This is a genomic window from Streptomyces sp. NPDC091649 (assembly GCF_044756785.1).
GTDB lineage: Bacteria > Actinomycetota > Actinomycetes > Streptomycetales > Streptomycetaceae > Streptomyces.
In genome coordinates, this window is sequence record NZ_JBIVTR010000021.1 from 19,170 (window position 1) to 39,024 (window position 19,855).

The 19,855-nt window shown below is 71.5% G+C and carries 15 protein-coding genes; 8 read left to right on the top strand and 7 right to left on the bottom strand.

What is annotated here, in order from left to right; genetic code table 11:
* Nucleotides 1-124 precede the first annotated feature (124 nt).
* The 3 genes from ACIQMU_RS27535 to ACIQMU_RS27545 all read right to left on the bottom strand — a co-directional run bounded on the left by ACIQMU_RS27535 (nucleotide 125) and on the right by ACIQMU_RS27545 (nucleotide 4,047).
* Nucleotides 125-1,129 carry a DNA-3-methyladenine glycosylase 2 family protein gene (locus tag ACIQMU_RS27535; RefSeq protein ID WP_352239842.1) on the bottom strand — a complete coding sequence of 335 codons (1,005 nt, stop codon included), beginning with the start codon at nucleotides 1,127-1,129 and terminating at the stop codon, nucleotides 125-127.
* Between the two features lie 271 nt (nucleotides 1,130-1,400).
* A complete protein-coding gene (locus tag ACIQMU_RS27540) occupies nucleotides 1,401-2,492 on the bottom strand; it encodes an NDP-sugar synthase (protein WP_352239843.1) in 1,092 nt (363 codons plus the stop codon).
* Nucleotides 2,493-2,571: 79 nt separating this feature from the next.
* Nucleotides 2,572-4,047, bottom strand: coding sequence for an N-acetylmuramoyl-L-alanine amidase (locus ACIQMU_RS27545; protein WP_352239844.1), 1,476 nt, complete (start codon nucleotides 4,045-4,047; stop codon nucleotides 2,572-2,574).
* Between the two features lie 138 nt (nucleotides 4,048-4,185).
* Between ACIQMU_RS27545 and ACIQMU_RS27550 the strand changes: the two genes are divergently transcribed.
* From ACIQMU_RS27550 to ACIQMU_RS27565, 4 genes are all read left to right on the top strand, one after another.
* On the top strand, nucleotides 4,186-4,938 hold the full coding sequence (locus ACIQMU_RS27550) for a TIGR03089 family protein (RefSeq protein WP_402689925.1): 753 nt from the start codon (nucleotides 4,186-4,188) through the stop codon (nucleotides 4,936-4,938).
* A 178-nt stretch (nucleotides 4,939-5,116) separates the two neighbouring features.
* Entirely contained in the window at nucleotides 5,117-6,781 is a 1,665-nt protein-coding gene (locus ACIQMU_RS27555; RefSeq protein WP_402689926.1) for an LCP family protein, read from the top strand.
* A gap of 224 nt (nucleotides 6,782-7,005) precedes the next feature.
* Nucleotides 7,006-8,784: an LCP family protein gene (locus tag ACIQMU_RS27560; RefSeq protein ID WP_352239848.1), complete on the top strand. Its 1,779-nt coding sequence runs from the start codon at nucleotides 7,006-7,008 to the stop codon at nucleotides 8,782-8,784.
* Nucleotides 8,785-8,833: 49 nt separating this feature from the next.
* Nucleotides 8,834-10,582, top strand: a complete 1,749-nt coding sequence (locus tag ACIQMU_RS27565; RefSeq protein ID WP_352239849.1) for an LCP family protein — start codon at nucleotides 8,834-8,836, stop codon at nucleotides 10,580-10,582.
* A 122-nt stretch (nucleotides 10,583-10,704) separates the two neighbouring features.
* On the opposite strand, the gene ACIQMU_RS27570 is transcribed toward ACIQMU_RS27565, so the two are convergent.
* On the bottom strand, nucleotides 10,705-11,733 hold the full coding sequence (locus tag ACIQMU_RS27570) for a glycosyltransferase family 2 protein (RefSeq protein ID WP_352239850.1): 1,029 nt from the start codon (nucleotides 11,731-11,733) through the stop codon (nucleotides 10,705-10,707).
* A 317-nt stretch (nucleotides 11,734-12,050) separates the two neighbouring features.
* On the opposite strand from ACIQMU_RS27570, the gene ACIQMU_RS27575 reads away from it, so the two are divergent.
* Entirely contained in the window at nucleotides 12,051-13,433 is a 1,383-nt protein-coding gene (locus ACIQMU_RS27575; RefSeq protein WP_402689954.1) for an LCP family protein, read from the top strand.
* 132 nt (nucleotides 13,434-13,565) lie between these two features.
* Here the strand turns inward: ACIQMU_RS27575 and ACIQMU_RS27580 are convergent, their stop codons facing one another.
* Nucleotides 13,566-14,114, bottom strand: coding sequence for an acyl-CoA thioesterase (locus ACIQMU_RS27580; protein WP_352239851.1), 549 nt, complete (start codon nucleotides 14,112-14,114; stop codon nucleotides 13,566-13,568).
* A 117-nt stretch (nucleotides 14,115-14,231) separates the two neighbouring features.
* Between ACIQMU_RS27580 and ACIQMU_RS27585 the strand changes: the two genes are divergently transcribed.
* Together ACIQMU_RS27585 and ACIQMU_RS27590 are read left to right on the top strand one after the other, a co-directional pair.
* Nucleotides 14,232-15,542, top strand: coding sequence for an LCP family protein (locus tag ACIQMU_RS27585; protein WP_402689927.1), 1,311 nt, complete (start codon nucleotides 14,232-14,234; stop codon nucleotides 15,540-15,542).
* Nucleotides 15,543-16,039: 497 nt separating this feature from the next.
* The gene (locus tag ACIQMU_RS27590; RefSeq protein ID WP_352239854.1) at nucleotides 16,040-17,098 is read left to right on the top strand and encodes a hypothetical protein; all 1,059 of its coding nucleotides are present in this window, start codon (nucleotides 16,040-16,042) and stop codon (nucleotides 17,096-17,098) included.
* 108 nt (nucleotides 17,099-17,206) lie between these two features.
* Here the strand turns inward: ACIQMU_RS27590 and ACIQMU_RS27595 are convergent, their stop codons facing one another.
* Nucleotides 17,207-17,569, bottom strand: a complete 363-nt coding sequence (locus tag ACIQMU_RS27595) for a hypothetical protein (protein ID WP_402689928.1) — start codon at nucleotides 17,567-17,569, stop codon at nucleotides 17,207-17,209.
* Between the two features lie 668 nt (nucleotides 17,570-18,237).
* Nucleotides 18,238-18,705: a hypothetical protein gene (locus ACIQMU_RS27600; protein ID WP_352239856.1), complete on the bottom strand. Its 468-nt coding sequence runs from the start codon at nucleotides 18,703-18,705 to the stop codon at nucleotides 18,238-18,240.
* A gap of 157 nt (nucleotides 18,706-18,862) precedes the next feature.
* Between ACIQMU_RS27600 and ACIQMU_RS27605 the strand changes: the two genes are divergently transcribed.
* On the top strand, nucleotides 18,863-19,435 hold the full coding sequence (locus ACIQMU_RS27605) for a dihydrofolate reductase family protein (protein WP_402689929.1): 573 nt from the start codon (nucleotides 18,863-18,865) through the stop codon (nucleotides 19,433-19,435).
* Nucleotides 19,436-19,855: the final 420 nt, after the last annotated feature.

Genomic DNA, 19,855 nt, shown 5'->3' on the forward strand with positions numbered 1-19,855 from the left:
GCTCCGCCCCGGGTGCCTTCTGTCCTCAACCGCACGGGCTGAAGGGGTATGGCCCCCGAGCCGGGTGGGCGGGAGACGCCCTCCGGGGGCCGGGGGCCAAGCGTCGGGGAGGCGCCGAGAACGGCTACAGGTGGGTGATGTCGCCCGGGGTCATCCTCGGGGCCCGGCGTTTCGGGATGTGGCCCGAGAGCAGGATCAGGCGGGTCGCCCGGTGGCGCTGGCCCTCGTACGGGGCCAGCAGGGACAGCATCTCCTCGTCGTCCGCGTCGCGGTTGTCGGCGAGTGCGTGGCCCACGATGCCCGGCAGGTGCAGGTCGCCGACCGTGACCGCGTCCGCCGCGCCGTTCGAGCGCTGGAGGGTCTCGGCCGAGGTCCAGGGGCCGATGCCGGGGATCAGTTCCAGGCGGGTCCGGGCCTCGGGGAGCTTCATCGTCGCCGCCTCCTCCAGCCGGCGGGCCACGCGTACCGCGCGCAGGATCGTCGACGAGCGCTTGGCGTCGACGTTCGCCCGGTGCCATTCCCACGACGGAATCATCGCCCAGCCGCGCGGGTCCGGCATGACGTGCAGGCCCAGCTCCGCGGTGGGGCCGGGGGCCGGGGTGCCGAAACGGCGCACCAGGTGGCGCCACGCGCGGTACGCCTCGTCCGTGGTGACCTTCTGCTCCAGGACCGACGGGATCAGCGACTCCAGCACCAGGCCGGTGCGCAGCAGCCGCAGCCCGGGGCGGCGGTGCCGCGTCAGGGCGAGGAGGCGGTGGCGGGGGACGAACGCGTCCGGGTCGTCGTCCGCGCCCAGAAGTGCGGGCAGACCCGCCAGCAGCCAGTCCGCGCCGGGGCCCCAGGCCGCCGCCACGATCCGGTCGCCGCGTGACGCGACGCGCAGGGTGCCGGGGCCTTCGGGCGTGCGGGTGGCCCGCCAGAAGGTTCCGTCCGCGACCATCCGGAACGTCGGGTCCGCCGGTCCCCGGCGCAGCGGTCCCAGGACCAGGCGGAGGTCCAGCGGGCCCGGCGGGGCCCACTCCCGGGTCAGCGGCGGCCCCTCGTGCGGGGGAGGCGTCGTCCGGGGCGCCGGGGCAGCCTGCCGCGGCAGCGCCGCTCGCGCGGTGCGGGGGGCGAATCGTCCTGCCACGGGTGGGCCTCGGTCGTCACGTCGGGGGATGGAACACGGGTCCCTTAGAGCGTACGGGCTCCGGCGGGTACACCCTCGACCGCGCGGACGGGCGGGCCCTGGCTCGGCCGGGTCCGGCAGGGGATGCCGCTTGAGGCCCTACCGCGCGGACGGACGGGCACTCGCTCATCCCCAGCTCCGGCAGGAGAACCCGCTTGAGGCCCGACCGCGCGGACGGGGCCGTGGGGCATCCGGCTCCGCGCGGCCCGCTCGTCGGCCCGCCGGGGCGGGCCTACTGGTCCGAGGAGAAGCGGACCGAGGCGGCGGGCAGGACCGCGCCGCACCAGATCCTGACACCGTCGCGCAGTTCGTTGTCCGCGCCCACCTGCGCCCCGTCGCCGATCACCGCGCCCGCCAGCACCGTACGGTCGCCGATCCTGGCGCCCGCCCCGACCAGGGAGTCGGTGATGACCGCGCCGGCCTCGACGACCGCGCCGGCCAGGATCGTCGAGCCGTCTATTCTCGCGCCCGCGCCGATCACCGCGTCGGCGCCGACCACCGTGCCGCCGGTGAGCTTGGCGTCCGGGGCCACGGAGGCGGTCGGCAGGACCAGCCGGTCTCCGCAGCGGCCGGGGACCGCCGGCGAGGGGGCACGGCCGAGGACGAGGTCGGCGGAGCCGCGGACGAAGGCCCCCGGGGTGCCGAGGTCCAGCCAGTACGTGGAGTCGACCATGCCCTGGAGGTGCGCGCCGGACGCGAGCAGTCCGGGGAAGGTCTCGCGCTCGACGGAGACCGGGCGGCCCGCCGGAATGGAGTCGATGACCGAGCGCCGGAAGATGTACGCCCCGGCGTTGATCTGGTCGGTGACGATCTCTTCCGGCGTCTGCGGCTTCTCCAGGAAGGCTGTGACCCGGCCCGTCGCGTCGGTCGGCACGAGTCCGAAGGCGCGCGGGTCCTCGACCCGGGTCAGATGGAGGGAGACATCCGCCCCGGAGTCGGTGTGCGAGGTGACCAGGGCCCGGATGTCGAGCCCGGTCAGGATGTCGCCGTTGAAGATGAGGACCGGCTCGTCCGGCCCCGAGGACAGCTTCGGCGCGACGTTGCGGATGGCCCCGCCGGTGCCGAGCGGCTCCTGCTCGGTGACGTACTCGATGTGCAGACCGAGCGAGGACCCGTCGCCGAAGTACGGCTCGAAGACCTCCGCCAGGTAGGACGTGGCGAGCACGATGTGCTCCACCCCGGCCGCTCTGGCCCGCGCCAGCTGGTGGGTGAGGAAGGGGACCCCCGCCGCCGGAACCATCGGCTTCGGGGTGTGCACCGTGAGCGGGCGCAGCCGGGTGCCTTTGCCACCGACCAGGAGAATCGCTTCTTTTGCCTCTGTCACAGCACCGTCTCTGCTTCCTGCTGGGGCCTGGCCTGGTTGTGGCTGGCCAGTCTAAGCAGACCGGTCGGATACGCCCCGGTCAGCGGCCCTGCAGTTTGGCGGAGGTGGTCCGGGCCTTGCCGAGCTTCTTGTAGAGACGCGCTCCGGGGCATTCGGTTGCGAAGGCGTTCCGATGGCCCGAGATGACGTTCATCTTGACCTTCTTGCCCTTCGCGTGCTTGCCGCTGCCGCCGGAGACGAGGGTGACCTTGCCCTTGGGGTTGGCCCCGAACAGCCCCAGCTTCCAGGCCGTGAGCTTGGAGACGGCGGTCACCGCGGCGGCGGGCGGGTTGGTGGAGGAGTAGGTGCCGAGCACCGCGATCCCCATGGTGTTGCTGTTGAAGCCGAGTGTGTGGGCGCCCAGCACGGCCTTGGCCACGCCTCCGGCCCGGCCCTCGTAGATGTTTCCGCACTTGTCGACGGCGAAGTTGTAGCCGATGTCACGCCAGCCCATGCTCCTGACGTGGTAGCGGTAGATGCTGCGGAGCACCGCGGGGGCCTGCTTGCAGGTGTAGTTGTTCCCGGTCGCGCTGTGGTGCACGAAGGCCGCCTTGACGGACCTGGTGTACGCGAAGTTGCGCTCGCGGAGCCTCTCGTTCGCGCCCCAGCCCCTGCGGGTGACGATCCCCGGCCGGGGGCCGATGTACGGCCTGGCCCCCGGCGCGACGACCGCCGCCGCCTCCGTCTGCGCCTTGGTCAGCGCGGGGATGACGGCCGCGCCGAGCGGCGCGAGTTCCGCGTTGACGGCCGAGGTGGCGGCGGATTCGGCGGTGAGCACCTCCGGCACGATCGCCGTGGTCGTCGGCGGCACCGGGCGGCCCGAGAACATCGCCGGGGTGGCCCGGCCCGCGGAGGCGTTCCCGGGGGGCTCCGGTGCGGGGCCCTCGCCGGGGTCGACGAGTTCGAGGCGCAGCCCTTCGGGGAGCGGTGCGGCGGCGGACCGGTGCTTTGGATCGGCCGGTTCCGGGCGTACGCGTACCTCGACGCCGTCCGACGCGCCGACCCAGAGCGGAGCGGTCGCACCGCGCACGGCGCCCGACGCGCGCTCGTCGCTGCCGAGGTCGGCGGCGTGCTCGGCGTTGTGGGTCTCGACGTCCTGCCAGCCCGACCAGCTCGTACCGCCGGCCGCCCGGGTGCGGATCTGGACGGTGCCGTGCAGTTGGGCATCGGGGTCGTCCCAGACGACGCCCACCAGGGAGAACGGCCGGGCCGTCCGCCGGTCCAGGCCCTGGCCGGGCGCCGCCGGGCCCGTGGCCCGGTCGGACGGAGCGGCGAGGGGCTCCAGGGGCAGGGACTGCGTCGACCCCGCGGCATCGGCCGCGCGGGTCTCACCGGTCCGCGCCGACGGCGGACCGGACCCCGGTGACTCGGGGGCGGGGGAAGGAGGGCGGGCCGAGGCGGAGTGCGGGACCGGGGCCGGGGCCGGGGCCGGGGCGGACAGGGCGGGGGCGGCGAGTGGCAGAGTGAGGGCCGCCGCGCAGGTGACGCTGACTGAGGTGACCAATAGTGCACGCATACGCATGATCCTGGCCATACAGTCACAACTCCGGCGACCCCGGACCGCGGCCCCGACATGACGCCCCGTCTGCCGAACCGGTGCACGTGACACCCGTTCAGCCCGCCCCGCGCGGCGCCCCCGCGTACGCTTGCGCGGATGAACTCCAGCGACCGCACCCCCGCCGACCTGCTGCGATCCGCGCTCGCCGCGGACCCGGCCCGCCCCTTGGTCACCTTCTACGACGACGCCACCGGAGAACGCGTCGAACTGTCGGTGGCCACCTTCGCCAATTGGGTGGCCAAGACCGCCAACCTGCTCCAGGGCGACCTCGCCGCGGAGCCCGGCGACCGGCTCGCCCTGCTGCTCCCCGCACACTGGCAGTCCGCGGTGTGGCTGCTCGCCTGCTCCTCCGTCGGGGTCGTCGCCGACGTCCAGGGCGATCCGGCCACCGCCGACCTCGTGGTGAGCGGCCCGGACACCCTGGAGCGGGCGCGGGCCTGCCGGGGCGAGCGCGTCGCCCTCGCCCTGCGTCCGCTGGGCGGCCGGTTCCCGCAGCCGCCCGAGGGGTTCTCCGACTACGCGGTGGAGGTGCCGAGCCAGGGCGACCGCTTCGCGCCGTTCGCCCCGGTGGACCCGGAGGGGCCCGCGCTGGCCGTCGGCGGGACCGAGCTGACGGGTGCGCGGCTCGTCGCCCGGGCCCGCGAGGACGCCGGCGCCCTCGGGCTCGTATCGGGGTCCCGGCTGCTCAGCGGGCGTACGTACGACACGTGGGAGGGGCTGAGCGCCGGGCTTTTCGCGCCGCTGGCGGCCGGCGGGTCCGTGGTGCTGTGCCGCCACCTCGACCAGCTCGGCGCGGACGGGCTGGCCCAGCGGACCGAGAGCGAGCGGGTCACCGACACCGCGGTATGACAAGCACCCTGAGGTCCACTCTTCCGGCCCACAGCGGGCCGAGTCCTCGGCACTCAGCACCGGAGCGGGTAGATGATCGGGCGGTACAGACCACTCTCCTCGCCGTGCACAACCAAGCGTGAGTTTCAGCCGTCTACTCCTGCGACCGGCGGCCCCCTCGCGCCGCCGAACGTGAAGGATGGACGCAGACGTGACCGACAGTGCTGGCCCGCCGTCCGACCCGGGCCACCCGGCCCGGGACAACTCGCAGGGCAGGTCGCAGGAAGAGTCCGCCCCCGAGGGTGCGCCCCCCGGGGGCGGGACCCCGCAGGGCGGCCCCGCGCGGGACGATGCCCGGCCGGACGGCCCCCCGGCGGCCGGGGGGAACCAGGAGCCTCCCGAGCCCGCGCACACCCGGCAGGCCCCGGAGGGCGCGCAGCCCCCTGAAACCCCGCGGACCCGTCAGGCCCCGGCGACCGAGGAGGCGGCCCCGGCAGCCGCCGCGCCCGGAACGGCTGCCGGCGCCGGGAGCACGGGGACCACCGCAAGCTCCGAAGGCTCCGAAGGCTCCGAAGGCTCCGAAGGCTCCGAAGGCTCCGAAGGCTCCGAGAAGGGTGACCGGGACGCCGAGGCCGGGAGCGGCCCCGGCGGCTCGGACGAGAGCTCGGGCGGGAGCGGCTCGGGTGCGCAGACCTGGGCCGAACGGCCCGAGGACGGCGGCGTCGCCGTGCTCAAGCGCCGCTGGCTGCGCTGGACCGCGCTCGCCGCCTCGTTCCTCGTGCTGATCGCCGCGGGCGCGGGCTGGTGGCTCTACAAGAAACTCGACGGGAACATCACCACCGACACGAGCGCCGCGGCCGAGCTCAAGGCGTACGAGGAGGAACGGCCGACCCCGGTCGTCATGGACGCCCAGAACATCCTGCTCATCGGCTCCGACAGCCGGGCCGGGGACAACAGCGAGTACGGCCGGGACGACGGCGGCAGCCAGCGCTCCGACACCACGATCCTGCTGCACCTCGCGGCGGACCGGAAGAGCGCGACGGCCGTGTCCCTCCCCCGCGACCTGATGGTGGAGATCCCCCGCTGCCGTACCGCGGACGACAAGGAGACACGGGAGCGGTTCACCCAGTTCAACGCGGCGTTCGAGCTCGGCGGCACCGCCTGCACGGTCCGCACCGTGGAGCGGATGACCGGCATCCGCATCGATCACCACATGGTCGTCGACTTCAACGGCTTCAAGGACATGGTCGACGCCGTGGACGGGGTCGAGGTCTGCCTCAAGGAGCCGGTCGACGACGAGGACGCGCACCTGGAGCTGCCGGCCGGCCGGCAGACGCTGAACGGCGAGGAGGCCCTCGGCTATGTCCGGGCGCGCAAGTCCCTCGGCAACGGCAGCGACACCGAACGCATGGAGCGCCAGCAGCAGTTCCTGGGCGCCCTGGTGAACAAGATGCAGAGCAACGGCGTCCTGCTCAACCCGACGCGGCTCTACCCGGTGCTGGACGCGGCGACCAAGTCGCTGACCACGGACCCGGGTCTTGACTCGCTGCGCGACCTGTACGACCTGGTGCGCGGGATGCGCAACGTGCCGACCGAGCAGGTGCAGTTCCTGACCGTGCCCCGGCAGCCGTACCGCAACAACCGGAACCGGGACGAACTCGTCGAACCGGACGCGAGCGAACTGTTCAGGCAACTCCGTGAGGACCGGCCCGTCGCCGTGGTCCCGGCCGACGAACTCCAGGAAGCGCAACAGGAGCAGGAGGAGGGGCGGGACGGGAAACCGGACGACACCGGGACCGAAAGTCCCACGCCCACACCCACCTATTCGGGGTCGAGCGCGGCGGATGACCTGTGCAAGCAGTAAAGCAATTGCCAAGACACACAACACAATCGACGCATAATGGGAAGAATGCCCGGTTGTAAGGAGGGTGGAATGTGTCACGCACGTCGCTCGACGCGGAATCGGCCGGATAGTGTGACGCGATCCGGTGCTTCCGGCCGTCAGGTCGCGCACTGCCGGAGCGAAGGAACGAGCGCCTTGCCGGGGGAGGGCGCCTCGCGTGGCACCGACGGAGGACGCAGGCAACCGTGGACGCGCACAGTCGTGGACGGGCGGACGATATCGACCCCGCCGACCAGTGGGTACTCAACCCGCACACCGGTAATTACGAATTGCGACTGGATCACTCCGCTGGGGAGTCGGGCAGCCCTTCGCGTACGGCCACGGCCGAGGAAACCGGTCGCCGCGGTGAATCCCGGACCGGTCTCTCCGGTGAGGGTCCGGGACGCCGCAGGACCGGTTCGCGCGGGAGCGCCGCGGACGCGCCCCGCCGGGAGGTACCCGGCCAGCGCAGCCGCCGCAGCGCCCAGGGGACACGAGCGGCCGCGGAGCCGCCCGCTTCCGGCCGCCGGAAGCGCAAGCCCAGGAAGTCGCGCAAGAAGAAGGCACTGCTGTGGACGGGCGGGGTCATGGCGTTCGTCGTGGTCGCCGGCTCGGCCGGCGCGTACGCCTTGTACCAGCGGTTGAACGGCAACATCGACACCGTCGACGTGGGGAACATCGGCAGCAAGAGCGTCGTGAGCGACGGACCGATGAACATCCTGATCATCGGCACCGACAAGCGCACCGGCAAGGGCAACGAGGGGTACGGCGACAAGGGCAGTACCGGCCACGCCGACACCAACATCCTGTTCCACGTCTCCGAGGACCGCACCAACGCGACGGCGATGAGCATCCCGCGCGACCTGATGACGAGCATCCCGGACTGCGAGACGAAGCAGCCGGACGGGTCGACGAAGGTGATCCCGGGCGCCGTGAAGGCCCGTTTCAACACCAGCCTCGGCCAGGAGGGCCGCGACCCCGGCTGCACGATGCGGACCGTCGAGGAGATCACCGGGATCAAGCCCGACCACTTCATGATGGTCGACTTCAACGCGGTCAAGGAGCTCACGGCGGCGGTCGGCGGCGTCAAGGTCTGCATGGCGAAGCCGATCGACGACCCGAAGTCCCATCTGAAGCTGCCCCAGGGCGAGTCGAAGGTGCAGGGCGAGAAGGCGCTGGCCCTGCTGCGCACCCGGGACAGCTTCGGAAACCGGAGCGACCTCGACCGGATCAAGGTGCAGCAGCAGTTCCTCGGCTCCATGATCCGGGAGATGAAGTCGAGCGACACGCTCACCAACCCGAAGAAGCTCTTCAAACTCGCCGACGCGGCCACCAACGCGCTGACCGTCGACACGGGCATCGGCGACGCGAAGAAGCTGATGACGCTCGCCCAGGAGATCAGCAAGGTCAACACGGAGAACATCACCTTCGTCACGATGCCGGTCATAGACAACCCGGACGAGCCGAAGCCCGTCACCGTGGTCGTGCACCCGCAGCAGGGCGACCCGCTCTTCGCGATGATGCGCTCCGACACCTCCCTGACCGAGGTGAAGCAGAAGGAGAAGGCGGCCAAGAGCAAGCAGGCCGCCCTGCTGAAGGGCCCGAAGGCCGAGGCCGCCGACATACGCGTGGACGTCCTCAACGGCGGTGCGCTCAGCGGTGCGGCGAGTGCGACCGTCACCTGGCTGCAGAACGAGCAGGGGGTGCTGAAGTCGGCCAACAAGGCCAACGCACCCGAGAAGATCAAGAAGACGACGCTGGAGTACGCGCCCAACCAGGCCGATCAGGCCCGGGCGCTCGCCGCGATGATGGGGCTGCCCGCAGCGGCCATGAAGCAGGGCACCACCGACGCCGAGGGGCTGGAGGCGATGGTGCTCACGCTGGGGGCGGACTTCAAGGGCGCGGGCCAGCTCATCACCGGACCGGCGAAGGCTCCGGAAGGGGTCGAGCAGGCAAGCGCCGACAAGGCGGTATGCGCCAAGTGACACCGGGTCACCGCGCCACAGCGGAAATCTGAACAGCATGGGGGGTCCGGTGGGACGGAGCAGCACGCCTGGGGAGGGGACGCGGCCACGCGTCCGCCGCGCCGATCGGCACGGCCGGGACGAGCACCTGTACGAGGGTGACGGCGCCGGTCCGAAGTCGGGCGAGGGGAGCCCCGCCGGCCGGGCCGCGGGCCGTTCCGGGTCGCGCGGCAGCCGCTCGAAGGAGCCCGTCCGCGAGGGCGGCCGACGGGCGGCGAAGGGCCGGCGCGGCAACGCCGGCGGCGCCCAGGGGCGCAGCAGCCGCCGCGCGCCCAAGAGCGCCAAGCGCCGGGTGCTGCGCTGGAGCGCCTCCGTACTCTCCGTGCTCATACTCGGCACCGGCGGCGCCGGTTACCTCTACTACGAGTACCTCAACGGCAACATCAAGAAAGAGGATCTGACCCTCGGCGACAAGCAGATGGCCGATCACAAGGCCAACGCCGCCGGGCAGACCCCGCTCAACATCCTGCTCATCGGTTCCGACGCCCGGGACTCCAAGGCGAATCAGAAGCTGGGCGGGGCGAAGGACACCTTCGGCGCAGCGCCGCTGGCCGATGTGCAGATGCTGCTCCACATCTCGGCGGACCGCAGCAACCTCTCCGTGATCAGCATGCCGCGCGACACCATGCTGAAGATGCCCAAGTGCACGGCCCCGGACGGCGAGGTCTTCCCGGCCAGCACCGCGGACGTGCAGACCAACGAGAGCCTGGGCCGCGGTGGTCCCGGGTGCACGGTGGCCACCTGGTACGAGCTGACCGGCATCCGGATCGACCACTTCATGATGATCGACTTCGCCGGTGTGGTCTCGATGGCCGACGCGATCGGCGGCGTCCCGGTCTGCGTCGACGCCAACATCCACTCACGCGGCCGGGACGGCAAGGGTTCCGGGCTGAAGCTGGAGAAGGGCACCACGTACGTCAAGGGCGAGCAGGCCCTCGCGTGGCTGCGCACCCGGTACGGCTTCGAGGACAACACCGACCTGGGACGGGCGAAGGCCCAGCACCAGTACATGAACGCGATGGTCCGCGAGCTGCGCAAAGGCACCAAGCTCACCGACCCGGCGAAGCTGATGAACCTCGCCGAGGCGGCCACCGACGCGCTGACGGTCGACAAGGGCATCGACACGGTCAAGAAGCTCTACGACCTGGCCGAGGAGTTCAAGAAGGTCCCCACGAAGCGGATCACCATGTCGACCATGCCCAACGTGTACGGCACCGGCGTGAACAAGGGCCGGGTCTACCCGAAGGCGGGTGACGCGGAGCAGCTGTTCCGGATGGTCCGCGAAGACGTGCCGCTGGACGGCAAGACCTCCAAGCGGAAGAAGCCGCCGGTCACCAAGGACCCGTCGGCGCCGGTCGGCGAGATCGCCGTCGCCGTGCGGAACGGTACGGCCACCGAGGCGCTGGGTCCGGCCTCCGGGCGCGCGGGAGAGGTGTCGGACCAGCTCAAGGAAGCGGGCTTCGCGAAGACCACCGTCGACCCGGGCGACGTGACCGGGACGGCACGGACAGCGGTGCTGTATCCGAGCGCGGATCTGGAGGGCGACGCGCAGGCGGTCGCCAAGGCGCTGGGGATTCCGCTGTCGCAGGTGAAGAAGTCCACCGACGTCTCGGGGATCTCGCTCGCCGTGGGCGCGGACTGGCGTGAGGACGGCGTCTATCCGGTGTCCAAGGGCACGGAGAAGACGCCGGAGTCGGCGGGCGCCCTCAACGGCGAGGAAGAGGCGTGCATGAAGGTCAACCCGAACTACACCTGGTGACGCCGTAGCGGGAGCGAGCACGGCAGAAGGGCCCCGCCACCGCCTTGCGGCGGCTTTCGGGGGCCCTTTTCCCGTACGCGTCGGGCGTCCTCCGCGGCGGTGCGTCTCCGGCGTGCCGCGCGTCAGACCGTCTCGCTGCTGCCGGTCAGCGCCGGCCGACGGCTGGCGATGACCCGCTTGGCCAGGGACCGGGGGCTGGTGAGGAAGCCGAAGCCCCAGCACATGTGCATCGTCGCCAGCGCCACCGGGATCTGTGCGCGGGCCCTCAGCGAGAGGCCCTTGCCCGCGGGCAGCGACCCGGCGACGATCGCGGCGACGTAGCCGCCGGGGACGAGCAGGGCCCACGGGGTGAGCACCGCGCCCAGGACCAGGCCCGCCGCGATGGCGCAGACGGCGGTCGGCGGGGCCAGGTAGCGGAGGTTGATCGAGCCGGAGTGGTAGCGGGCGACGACGTGGCGCCAACGGCCGTAGTCCTTGTACTGCTTGGCGAGCGCCTTCACCGTGGGGCGGGGGCGGTACTGCACCTTCAGCTCGGGCGAGAACCAGATCAGCCCGCCGGCCTCGCGGATGCGGAAGTTCAGCTCCCAGTCCTGGGCGCGGATGAACTCGACGTTGTAGCCGCCGGCCCGCTCCAGCGCCTCTCGGCGGAAGACGCCCAGGTAGACGGTCTCGGCCGGGCCCGCCTGGCCGCCGGTGTGGAAGGCCGCGTTGCCGACGCCGATCTTCGACGTCATCGCGGCGGCGACGGCGTCCTCCCAGGCGTTCTCGCCCTCGGCGTGCATGATGCCGCCGACGTTCTGCGCGCCGGTCTCCTCCAGCAGGCGGACGGCGGTCGCGATGTAGTTCGGCGAGAGCATGCCGTGGCCGTCGACCCGTACGACGACGGGGTGGCTGGACGCCTTGATCGCCGCGTTGAGGGCGGCGGGGGTGCGGCCGGTGGGGTTGGGCACCGTGTGGACCCGGGGGTCCTCGGCGACCAGTTCGGCTGCGATCTCGTCCGTCCGGTCGGCGGAGGGGCCGAGCGCGATGACGACCTCCATCTCACCGGCGTACTCCTGCTCCAGGATGTGCCGGACCGAGTTCCTGAGATGGCGTTCCTCGTTGAGCACCGGCATGATCACGGAGACGGCGGGGTACTGCGCGGCAGACATGTGGTCCTCGGGTGGGTCCTCGGGGCGCCGGGGGGTTCGCACCCCGGGAGGCGGCGTTATTCGGCCGCCACGTTACCGCGAATGGGGGACACCGGTGCGCGCCGCCGGGTCGTGGGCCGGGGCGGAGATCGTATGGGCCTACCGTGCGATGGTCCCCTTGCACCGCAGAGGTGTCTCCCTTGCGCCCCGGAGGTGTCTCCCCCGTGCCCACGCCGCAGCGCCCGCCGCACCCCCGCACCGCTCCCCCGCGACGCCGTCCGCCCGAGGGCACGCGGCCGGTCCGCAGCCGCAGGCAGGACGAGCGGCCGCGCTGGGGCATGCGGGTGGCCACCGGCCTGTCGGTGCTGGTGCTGGGGGCGGGCGGGATCGGTCACGCCGTGGTGAGCAGTCTGGAGGGCGGGATCGGCCGGGTCGATCCGTTCAAGGACATGAAGAACCGCCCGGAGGGGGGCCACGGCACGAATCTGCTGCTCGTGGGCACCGACGGCCGGGACACGATCACCAAGGCGGAGAGGGAGAAGTACCGGCTCGGCGGCGCGCCCTGCCACTGCACCGACACGATCATGCTGGTCCATCTGTCGGCCGACCGGCAGCGGGCCAGCGTGGTCAGCCTCCCCCGTGACAGCTACGCCGAGATGCCCGCCCACACCGACCGCACCACGGGCGAGCACCACGAGAGCCATCCGGTGAAGCTGAACGCCGCGTACGCGGAGGGCGGGCCCGCGCTGACCGTGCGGACCGTCGAGCACATGACCGGGGTCAAGGTCGACCACTATCTGGAGGTCGACTTCACCAGCTTCATGAAGACGGTGGACGCGGTGGGCGGGGTGAAGATCTGCACGGCACGGCCGATGAAGGACTCGCACACCGGGCTGGACCTGCCGGCCGGCACCCATGAGCTGGACGGCGGCCAGGCGCTCCAGTACGTGCGTTCGCGCCATGTGGACGTGGCCTCCGACCTGGGCCGGATGGAACGCCAGCAGAAGTTCGTGGCGGCGTTGATCAAGCAGGTGACGAGCAGCGGGGTGCTGCTGAACCCGGTGAAGTTCCAGCAGGTCGCCGCCTCGGCGCTGGGTTCGGTCCGGGCCGACAAGGGCTTCGGCACGCAGCAGATGCTGGCGCTCGGCAAGGCGATGAAGGACTTCGGGCCCGCCTCGTCGGAGTTCGCCTCCGTCCCCGTCGGCAACCCGAGCTTCCCGGTCAAGGGCATCGGCTCGACGGTGCAGTGGGACGCGAAGAAGGCCGAGGAGATGTTCCGGGCCCTGCGCGAGGACCGGCCGCTGGCCCCGGCGAAGCCGAAACCCGCGGCCGGCCCGGAGCGGCCCGCGGCCACGCTCGTGGACGTGGCGCCGAAGGAGATCCGGGTGCAGGTCTACAACGGGACCCCGGAGGCCGGTCTCGGCCGGACGGTGGACGAGGCACTGCGCGCCACCGGCTTCGCCGCCACCGGGACCCCGCTCAACGCGGAGACCCGGGAGCTGGAGCGGACGCTCGTGGAGTACGACCCGCGCTGGGACCGCTCGGCGAAGTCCCTGGCCGCCGCCCTGCCCGACAGCGAGCTGAAGGCGGTGAAGGACCAGGGCCCGCAGATGAGGGTGACGGTGGGCTCGGACTTCACGAAGGTGCAGGGGGTGCAGGCGGAGAGCCGGCAGGCGGGCGGCTTCTCCCCCGTGAGGGGCGATGAGGTGGTGTGCCCGTGACCCCGTGACCCCGTGGCCGGGGGCGTGCGTACGGCGCGGGGGCTGGGCGGGCGAGCTCGGCGGGCGGCGTGGGCCGTGGGCGCCGTGGGCCGTGGGCGCCGTGCGGGTGCCTCAGTCGTCGTGCGGGGTGCCTCAGTCGTCGATTCCGTCGGCGACGCGCTTCTCGCGCAGTTCCTTGATGGCGCGGCGGCGGGCGAGCCGGTGGGTGCGCCGGATCTGCGCTTCCTGGTAGCGCCGGTTGTCGCGCTCGGTCTCGGGGATCACCGGCGGAACGCGGCGCGGCTTGCCGTCACCGTCGACGGCGGCGAAGACCAGATAGGCGCTGCCGACCTGCTGGGCGGGGGTCGACTCGTTCCAGCGTTCGGCCATCACCCGGACGCCGACCTCCATCGAGGAGCGGCCGGTCCAGTTCACCTGGGCGCGTACGTGGACGAGGTCGCCGACGCGGACGGGCTCCAGGAAGACCATCTCGTCCATGGACGCCGTCACCGCGGGCCCGCCGGAGTGCCGGCCGGCCACGGCGCCCGCGGCGTCGTCGACCAGTTTCATGATCACGCCGCCGTGCACCGTGCCCAGGAGGTTGGTGTCGCTGCCGGTCATGATGTGGCTGAGGGTGGTCCGGGACGCCGCGGTCGGCTTGCCCGGAATCTCGCCCTCCGAGCGGGTGGCCTGATCTGTCATACAGTCCACCTTATGCGGGGGCCGGGATCCCGCAGAATGCATCAGCTTCGCAACAGCCCTGGTGCGATTTTCCCTACACCCTGTAATAGCTGCGGGCCGGGACGGCACACTGTTCGGATGAACGATTGGCCCGATCGACGGACCGGCGACCGCAGCGAGCGCTATGGGCGGGGCAGCGCCGCCTCCCAGCCCGAGAGTGCGCGGGCGATGCCGCACATCCAGCGCCGCCCGTCTCCGCCGCAGCGGCCGCAGGCCCCGCCGCCGCGGCCCCAGGTGCCGCCGCAGAGCCAGGGGTACGACGACCGGTACCAGGACGGCGGCTACGGCAACAGCCCCGGGTACGACAGCGGCTACAACACGGGCCAGGTCTACGGCTCCGGCGGCGGGTCCGACGGCCGGGGCGGCGGCCGGGGCGGCGGTGACGGGGGTTACGTCCAGGGCCGCCCGGCCCCGAACTGGCGGCGCCGGATCAAGCTCGGCGCGCTGGCCCTGGTGGTCGTGGTGCTCGCGGTCTCCGTCTCGACGTACTTCTGGGCCGACTCGAAGCTGAAGCGCGAGGTCGACCTCGCCAAGGTCATCGAGCGGCCGGAGTCCGGCGACGGCACGAACTACCTGATCGTCGGGTCCGACAGCCGCGAGGGCATGTCGGACGAGGACAAGAAGCGGCTGCGCACCGGCTCCGCCGAGGGCAAGCGCACCGACTCGATGATGATCCTGCACGACGGTTCCAGCGGACCGACGCTGATCTCGCTGCCGCGCGACTCCAACGTCGAGATCCCGTCCTTCAAGGGGTCCGAGTCCGGCAAGATGTTCCCGGGTCGGGGCCGACAGGTGAAGCTCAACGCCGCCTATGCCGAGGACGGCCCCGAACTGCTGGTGCGCACCGTGGAGTTCAACACCGGTCTGCGCATCGACCACTACGTCGAGATCGGCTTCGGCGGCTTCGCGAAGATCGTGGACGCGATCGGCGGGGTCGAGCTGGACATCCCGAAGGCGTTCAAGGACAAGAAGTCGGGGGCCGACTTCCAGGCGGGGAAGCAGACGCTGAACGGCGAGCAGTCCCTGGCCTTCGTCCGTACCCGCTACGCGTTCGCGGGCAGCGACCTCGACCGTACGAAGAACCAGCAGAAGTTCCTCGCGGCGTTGGCCAGTCAGACGGCGACCCCGTCGACGATCATCAACCCGTTCAAGCTGTACCCGACGATGGGCGCGGGCCTGGACACGCTGATCGTGGACAAGGACATGTCGCTCTGGGCGCTGGGGAACATGTTCTTCGCGATGAAGGGCGTCACGGGCGGCGAGGGCACGTCGATGAACATGCCGATCTCGGGCACCACGGGCAGCAACCTGGTCTGGGACAAGGCCAAGGTGAAGCGGCTGGTGGAGCAGCTGAACAACGACGAGAAGGTCACGGTCACCGAGAACTGACAGCCGGTTCGAAGGCAGTCGACGCGATCCGGGCCGGGGCCCGTCGGGCGGAACATCGTCCGACGGGCCCCGGCCGCTGTGCGTCGTAGGTGATGACGCCGCACTCGTCCATGGTGGGGTGCGTCTCGGCGGGGCCGTGGTCGTCCATCCGCGCCCGCTTCTGAAATCCACCCGAAATCGCTGCTCACACCGAGTCGTGGGGCGTCTCGATCCGGTGAGGGCCCACCGAGTCGTGTCCGACCGCGACCCGGTGGACCGCGACATCAAGTACTCAAAGAACCAAGAAAATCACCCAACCCCACCCCACCCGATCCCGGTGGTCAGCTGCGAGAGGGGCTGGTCACCCAGACGGGTGAGCTTTGCCAAGTGGGCTGGATCTCGGGCGGGTTGGCAGGCATATGCTCACGCTGACCACAACCCCAGACATGAGACGGCCCCCGGCCGGGACGGCAATCCCGATCCGAGGACCTGACCACCAAGGAAGAGAACGCTTCCCGATGGATACCCAGCACGATATCGCCCTCGCCCATGCCCTGACCGGGATTCCCGGGCCTCTCCCGTCCGCCGGCGTGATCCACGTGGCGATCCCGCACACGAGCCGGTTCACGGTCGTCGGCAACCACCTCGCGCAGCACACCGAGCTCTCCCTCACCGCGATCGGGATCGGCGTACACATCCAGTCGCTGCCCGTCGGATCCAAGGTCGGCATCAAGGCGCTCACGGCCCGCTTCACCGAGGGCGAGACGAGGATCGCCTCCGCCCTGCGCGAGCTGGAGACCCATGGCTACCTGTACCGGACCCGCGTGAGGCCGGTGCACGGTCGCGTGGTCACCCGTACGGTGTTCTGCAACCAGCCGGGGGCGTTGCTGCGGGGCGGGGCGACGGTGCCGCCGACGCCGGTGGTGGCTGCCTCGTTGCCGGTGGCGGCGGCGCGGACGCCGGTGGTGGAGCGGACGCCGGTGGCGGCCCCGTTGCCGGTGGCGGTGCCGGTGGAGCCGTTGCCGGGGGTAGTGACCCCGATGCCGGTTCCGGTGGGGACGCGTGGGGTCCCCGTGGTGGCGGCTGCGGCGCCCGAATCCGCACCCGTACCGGAAGATGCGCACCCGCCGGTCCGCGTACCGTCGCGCACCACGCCCAAGCCGCCGCGCCCGTCACTCCCCCAGCCCCGCGACCTCACCCCGGAGCTGCGGCAGACCTCCGCCACGCTCCTCGCCGACCTGCGGCGGCACGCGAAGGAGCTGGTGCTCTCCGAGAAGGACGTCGACGAGCTGATCCCCGGCGTGGCCGCCTGGCTGGAGCGCGACGCGCACCCCGAGGCCATCCGTCATGCGCTGACGACCGAGCTCCCGCAGCCGCCCAAGTACCCGGCGAAGATCGTCAGGCACCGCCTCACCGCGCTCCTGCCACCACCGCTCCCCGGCACCGAGGACCTCGCGCCTCGCCGCAGAGCCACGGCCACCCCGTTCCAGACCTGCGAAGGCTGCGACCGGGCCTTCCGCTCCCACCACCCGGGCCACTGCCGCGACTGCCGGGCCCAGTACGGGGAGGCGGCCTAGCAGGAAGGGGACGACCCTCATCCCTGGGCACGATCGAGGAGCGCGCACTAGCTACCGCACGGTATTCGGCGCACAAGGCGGCGGGTGGATGGACTGGTCGGACGACGGTCAATCCGCGCAGTCGTACCGCTTGGCAAGCCTGGTGGCCACTTCCCGCATCACGGTCGCGTTGATGCGCAACGCGATATCCGCGTCGACAGGCCGCTTCTCTTCCAGCCTGGCCAGGTTCTCCTCATCCTGCGAGGGCACGTCGAGCCGCACCTTGATGTACGGAGCCGTCGAGCCCATACCGGCGGCGCAGCCGGCAGGCAACGTGACCTCGGCCAGGTCCGGGCGCGCCCAGCCGGTGAACCCGGGGCCGAGGGGGACGGAGCCCTTCTTGTTGTACGGGCCGCTCCGGGTATCCGCGATGACCAGTTTGTAGACCCCGCGAGGGTTGTCGTTGTCGTCGTGCGGGTTGGCGCGCAGCACTCGGCACCCCCTGAACACCGCGTAGTCGGTGGTCTTGCCCTTGCTCTCCCACTCGTCCGTGCTGATCTCGCCCCCCCCTGGCCGTCGTCGATCAGCTCCGCCGTCTCCCGGCTGAGCGCACCATGACACAGGCTCTGCGGCAGCGGCGGCTTCTCCACGTTGTCGGGCCAGACACTCGCCCTCACCACGGCCACCCCGGCAGCACCGAGCGTGATAGTCAACGGCAGCCACTTCTTGTCCATCAGTTACTCACCCGACAACTTGTCAGCCCCGGCCAGGCCGTTGCGGTACCACTTCTTGGCCATGGCCTGAAGATGGTCCTCGCACGCGCCGGGCACAACATGCCGTCCATCTGCTTCTGGCCCTGGGGCGTGATCATGTTGTTGCGGGTCTTGGTGTCACCCGGCGTCCTCATCGTTCAGGCACCCGTTCAACCGAAGTCCGCTGAGCGATAGATCATGTCGCCGGCGGCCGGGACGAGGGTCAGCAGCCCGCCGAACACACCGTAGTTGAGCACTCTCCTGTAGGCGTTGGCCTTCCTCTCACCCGGCCCGGGTCATGCATGCCGTCACCGCGCAGCAGCCGATCTCCGACCACCCATGAGGCCGCCTCGGCACGGTCGAACGGCGTCGAAGGACATGCCGCTATCGCCTTCGGGGACGTGGCCATCACACGGCTCCCTTCGGTTCGAGTTCCGCGAAGTCCTCGTGGAGGGAGTCGAGATGGCGGCCCGTGGGTTCGCCGGACGGGTCCAGTTCGGCCAGCCGCCAGCCGGGCAACTGCTCCTCGACGTCGGCCGGGAGCGAGCCGTCCGCCGGGTCCGCCAGGGCGCACAGCACCCCGAACGCGGTCTCCCGCGCGATGTCCCGGGCCAGCGCGCCGAGGTCCTCGGGGGTGAGCCCGGCCGCGAGGGCCCGGCCGACGGCGTCGGCCGCCGCCCCGTCGGTGCGGTAGGCGTCCACCCACTGCCCGGCGGCCGTGGCCCAGGCGTCGACGTCCTGCCACACCGTCCGCAGGAGGCGGTAGCGGGCGAGCTGCGGCAGCCCTTCCTCCACTGCGGACTCGGCCCAGTCCCGGGCGTCGGCATCCGCCCCCAGGGCGCTGAAGAGGGCGGTCAGTCTGTCGAGTTCGGTCATGGGGAGGGAGGCTACCGGCCGTGGCGGGATCGTGGTCCGGGGCGGTGGGCCGTGCGGGACCGATGAGTTTCCGCGGGGCGCGCGGTCAGTACATCCGTAAGAGTGAGAGGCGACACCGGGCACCGACCGGGCCCGCACGACACAGCCAGGAGATCTGATGCGCACCCTGATCAGCACCGCCTTCATTTCGCTCGACGGCGTCATGGAGGCTCCGGGTGGCGAGCCCGGCTACCGGAACTCGGGGTGGACGTTCAAGGACGTGGAGTTCCTGCCGGAGGCGTACGAGCTCAAGGGCCGGGAGCAGGAGGAGGCCACGGCCCTGCTCATGGGCCGGGCCAGCTACGAGGCGTTCAGCCCGGTGTGGCCGGGCATGGAGGAGTTCACCGGGTACAAGGCGATGCCGAAGTACGTCGTCTCGACCAGGCTGACCGACGGCGACCTGGTGTCCGACTGGGGCGAGACCACGATCCTGCGGTCGCTCGACGAGGTCGCCGCCCTGAAGGAGACCGAGGGCGGCCCGATCATCGTCCACGGCAGCACCGAGCTGAACCGGAACCTCGCGGACGCCGACCTGATCGACCGGTACCACCTGCTCGTCTTCCCGCTTCTGCTCGGCGCGGGGAAGCGCCTGTTCAGCACGACGGACAAGGACGCCCAGAAGCTGAAGCTGGTCGAGCACGAGGCGTACGCGAACGGCATCCAGAAGAACGTCTTCGAGGCCGTCCGCTAGGGCGTGTCCGGCGGACCCGGTCAAGATCCGCCGGACACGCCCTGGGGCGTGTCCGGCCCGAAGAAGGCCGAGGAGCGGATCGGTTTCGGCTACGCCCGCGGACGTGGCGCGCCCCCCGGCCCCCCGGACCGGAGCGCGTCTCACCACGCGGGGGCGACCCCCGCGGTGCCGGTGCGGTCGCCGCCCGCGCGGTGCCGCAAACGCCGGAAGCCCGTTACCCCTTGCCCTGGTCGCCCGTTCTTCTCTCTCCGCCCCGCGTCTGCAGACCCGTGTCTGCGCCGAGCGCCTCTCCCCCTGCGTCTGCACCGAGCGCCCCATCTCCGTGATCGACAGCCTGGGGTTCCTGGATACAGGAGGAGCCGAGAGGCGCGGCTGGGGCCGGGCCCCGAGGCCAGAGCTCGGCGTGTGAGCAGGCAGTAC

Bases quoted from the DNA above. Each gene is read 5' to 3' on its own strand.
- ACIQMU_RS27545 (WP_352239844.1), bottom strand. From the start codon at position 4,047: ATGCGTGCACTATTGGTCACCTCAGTCAGCGTCACCTGCGCGGCGGCC.
- ACIQMU_RS27550 (WP_402689925.1), top strand. From the start codon at position 4,186: ATGAACTCCAGCGACCGCACCCCCGCCGACCTGCTGCGATCCGCGCTC.
- ACIQMU_RS27555 (WP_402689926.1), top strand. From the start codon at position 5,117: ATGGACGCAGACGTGACCGACAGTGCTGGCCCGCCGTCCGACCCGGGC.
- ACIQMU_RS27570 (WP_352239850.1), bottom strand. From the start codon at position 11,733: ATGTCTGCCGCGCAGTACCCCGCCGTCTCCGTGATCATGCCGGTGCTC.
- ACIQMU_RS27575 (WP_402689954.1), top strand. From the start codon at position 12,051: ATGCGGGTGGCCACCGGCCTGTCGGTGCTGGTGCTGGGGGCGGGCGGG.
- ACIQMU_RS27580 (WP_352239851.1), bottom strand. From the start codon at position 14,114: ATGACAGATCAGGCCACCCGCTCGGAGGGCGAGATTCCGGGCAAGCCG.
- ACIQMU_RS27585 (WP_402689927.1), top strand. From the start codon at position 14,232: ATGAACGATTGGCCCGATCGACGGACCGGCGACCGCAGCGAGCGCTAT.
- ACIQMU_RS27590 (WP_352239854.1), top strand. From the start codon at position 16,040: ATGGATACCCAGCACGATATCGCCCTCGCCCATGCCCTGACCGGGATT.
- ACIQMU_RS27600 (WP_352239856.1), bottom strand. From the start codon at position 18,705: ATGACCGAACTCGACAGACTGACCGCCCTCTTCAGCGCCCTGGGGGCG.
- ACIQMU_RS27605 (WP_402689929.1), top strand. From the start codon at position 18,863: ATGCGCACCCTGATCAGCACCGCCTTCATTTCGCTCGACGGCGTCATG.